Source organism: Lysinibacillus sp. NPDC059133 (assembly GCF_042755925.1).
In the GTDB taxonomy this organism is placed as follows: Bacteria; Bacillota; Bacilli; order Bacillales_A; family Planococcaceae; genus Lysinibacillus.
The window spans coordinates 1-3,391 of record NZ_JBHZDH010000112.1 but is presented as its reverse complement, the minus strand read 5'-3'; the positions used below and the strand labels follow the sequence as shown (position 1 = coordinate 3,391).

The following is a 3,391-nucleotide window of genomic DNA, read 5'->3' as shown; positions in this document are numbered from 1 at the left end:
GAGACAGGGAACGAAGGCTAAAAGCATCACGTCCTGTGATAACGCCTTCGTGACCAACATCGGTGCTGTTGCTGTCGCTTCGTTACACTACGCTTTCGCACAGAATGAAACCCTTTTGCTGCCGCTTCGCTTTCGCGCAAAAAACATCTGTTGGCCCGAGCCCCTGCAGCGAAGCGGGAGGGGAACGAAGGCTAAAAAGCATCACGTCCTGTGATAACGCCTTCGTGACCAACATCCTGTTGCCCCGACGCCCCCAGGAAGCTTTGCTCTGTGCGAAAGCGTAGCGGCAGCAACAAATGTTTTATCTGTGCGAAAGCGTAGCGACAGCAACAACGAAGCGCCCAGCCGGAACGGAAATCAACCTCTCGTTGTGCCGAAATAATAGGACACCTTAATTTCATTGAAACAATAATTATTCAATACAAAAAAACGGCTACAAAGCAAATGCTTTATAGCCGTTTTCATGAAACTATTATTTTTTAGCTACAATATGGATTGGGTTGCCAAGTAATACTTCAGCAGCTTCCATTGTAATTTCCCCTAATGTTGGGTGAGCATGAATTGTTAAAGCAATATCTTCAGCAGTCATGCCGCCTTCAATTGCTAAGCCCATTTCAGCGATCATATCTGATGCACCAGCACCTACGATTTGAGCACCGATTAATAAGCCATCTTCTTTACGAGCAACAAGCTTCACGAAACCTTCTGTTTGGTTTAATGCAAGTGCACGACCATTTGCTGCGAATGGGAATTTCGCTGCAGTGTATTCAATGCCTTCAGCTTTCGCTTCATCTTCGTTATAACCAACTGTTGCCATTTCTGGATCTGTGAAGCATACAGCAGGAATAGCTAAATAATCAACGATTGATTTTTCACCAGCGATTGCTTCAGCAGCAACTTTACCTTCGTAAGATGCTTTATGAGCAAGCTGAGGACCTGCTACAATATCACCAATTGCATAGATGTTTGGAATATTTGTACGACATTGTTTGTCAACATTGATAAGACCACGTTCACCGAATTCAATACCGATTTCAGCAAGGCCCATTTCATCTGTATTTGGACGACGACCTACAGTTACTAATACATAGTCAGCTTCAACTTTTTTCTCTTCTCCGCCAACTTCATATGTTACTACTACGCCGTTTTCTGTTTCTTCAACGCCTTTTGCAGATGCGTTTACTTCCATTTCAACGCCTTTCTTTTTAAGGCCTTTTTTCACGATTTGTGTCATTTGTTTTTCGAAACCAGCTAAGATATCTTTTCCGCCTTCGATAATTGTTACTTGTGAGCCAAGATTAGCATAAGCTGAGCCTAACTCTGTACCAATATAGCCTCCACCGATAACGACTAATTTACCTGGTACTTCTTGTAAAGAAAGTGCGCCAGTAGAATTTAGTACGCGATCAGAGAATTTGAATGTTGGAATTTCAACTGGGCGAGAACCCGTTGCGATAATTACATTGTTAAATGTGTAAGTTTGAGCAGATTCACCATTGATGATACGCACTGAATTAGCGTCAACGAAATAAGCTTCACCTTGTACAATTTCAACTTTATTACCTTTAAGTAAGCCTTCAACACCGCCAGTTAATTTTTTAACAACGCTGTCTTTAAATGCTTGTGCTTTTGAGAAGTCTAATTTCACATCAGAAGCGATGATACCCATGTCATCTGAATGTTTAGCATGCTCAAAACGGTGACCTACTGAAATTAATGCTTTTGATGGGATACAACCTACGTTTAAGCACACACCACCAAGTACATTTTTTTCAACGATTGTTACTTTTTGGCCAGTTTGAGCTGCACGAATTGCTGCTACATATCCTCCAGGACCTGAACCAATGACAAGAGTATCTGTTTCGATTGGAAAATCTCCTACTACCATTTTTGTTACGCCTCCATTAATAATAATTCTGGTTCACTTAACAAACGCTTTAAGTGATTTAAAGCATTTTGCGCAGTGGCTCCATCAATCATACGATGATCAAAGCTCAATGATAATGCTAACACAGGTGCGGCTACAATTTCACCATTTTTTATTACAGGTTTTTCTGCAATTCGACCGATACCTAAAATCGCTACTTCAGGATGATTAATTACCGGAGTAAACCATTGTCCTCCTGCAGAGCCGATATTCGTAATCGACATCGAAGCGCCCTTCATTTCATGTGGTGCAAGCTTGCCTTCACGTGCTTTAGTCGCTAATTCATTAATTTCATTTGATACTGCAAAAACAGATTTACGATCCGCGTGCTTAATAACTGGTACTAGTAAGCCTTTTTCTGTATCTGCTGCAATACCAATATTATAATAATGCTTCTGAATAATCTCTTGTGTTGCATCATCTAATGAGCGGTTAAATTCCGGGAATTCGCGTAAAGTTGAAACAAGCGCTTTAACTACGTATGGTAAGTACGTTAATTTAACACCTTTTTCAGCAGCGATATCTTTGAATTTTTTGCGATGTGCTACTAGAGCTGTTACATCGACTTCATCCATTAGTGTAACATGTGGAGCGGTTTGTTTCGAGTGAACCATCGCTTTTGCAATTGCTTTTCGAATGCCCGACATTTTCTCACGTGTTTCTGGGAATTCACCTTCAAGGACTACTGGTGCTGCTTGTGTAGTTGTTTCTTGCTGAATAGCTTCTTCATTAGCCACTGGTGCTACTTCAGCTTCCACAGCGCCTCCACCTTTTAGGAAATTCTCAATATCTTGTTTTAAAATACGACCATTTTTGCCTGTACCTTTAACTTCACGAATATTCACATCATTATCTCGTGCAAATTTACGTACGGAAGGCATTGCAATGATACGCTTATTATCTTCTGCTACTACAACAGCTTCAGTCTTTTCAGGAGTTTTCTCTGGAGCCTGCTCAGCTTCAACGGGTGCCTTTACTACTTCCTTACCGTACTCAGCTGTCGCTTGAACTTGAGCCTCTGTTTTCGCTTCAGCATGGTCATCACCTTTTAGCTTTAAATCTTCATAGCCAGGTGCATCAAAGCGGATTAAGACATCACCAACAACAGCTACTGTGCCTTCTCCTACTAAAACTTCCTCTACTTTCCCTTCAACCGGAGAAGGGATTTCTACTACTGCTTTGTCATTTTGTACTTCACAAAGAATATCATCTTCTTTTACTGTATCTCCAGCTTTAACGAACCATTTCACGATTTCGCCTTCGTGAATACCCTCGCCTATATCTGGTAATCTAAATTCAAATGCCATGTGTACCCATCCTTTCTATATTACCGTCGTTTAGAAGCTACATATAATCAATTATGCCTCGGCATAATTGCGTCCGGAATCGGCTTTGTGCTTGCACAAAGCACTCCTTTCCGATTCCGTGACATCCGCCGGAGGCTTTAACTAAATTAATCGGGTG

3 protein-coding genes are annotated in these 3,391 nt (G+C 41.4%); 1 reads left to right on the top strand and 2 read right to left on the bottom strand.

The window, feature by feature from the left end; translation table 11 throughout:
* Positions 1 to 214, top strand: a 214-nt coding sequence (locus ACFXN8_RS26345; protein ID WP_386848314.1) for a hypothetical protein, incomplete at its 5' end; no start/stop codon positions are given.
* Between the two features lie 258 nt (positions 215 to 472).
* Here ACFXN8_RS26345 and lpdA read toward each other — a convergent pair.
* Both lpdA and ACFXN8_RS26335 read right to left on the bottom strand, forming a co-directional pair.
* Positions 473 to 1,888, bottom strand: coding sequence for a dihydrolipoyl dehydrogenase (gene lpdA, locus ACFXN8_RS26340; protein ID WP_370045968.1), 1,416 nt, complete (start codon positions 1,886 to 1,888; stop codon positions 473 to 475).
* Between the two features lie 5 nt (positions 1,889 to 1,893).
* Entirely contained in the window at positions 1,894 to 3,234 is a 1,341-nt protein-coding gene (locus ACFXN8_RS26335; RefSeq protein ID WP_376072872.1) for a dihydrolipoamide acetyltransferase family protein, read from the bottom strand.
* Positions 3,235 to 3,391 lie beyond the last annotated feature (157 nt).

Coding starts and splice junctions, on each gene's coding strand:
- lpdA (WP_370045968.1), bottom strand. CDS start 1,888: ATGGTAGTAGGAGATTTTCCAATCGAAACAGATACTCTTGTCATTGGT.
- ACFXN8_RS26335 (WP_376072872.1), bottom strand. CDS start 3,234: ATGGCATTTGAATTTAGATTACCAGATATAGGCGAGGGTATTCACGAA.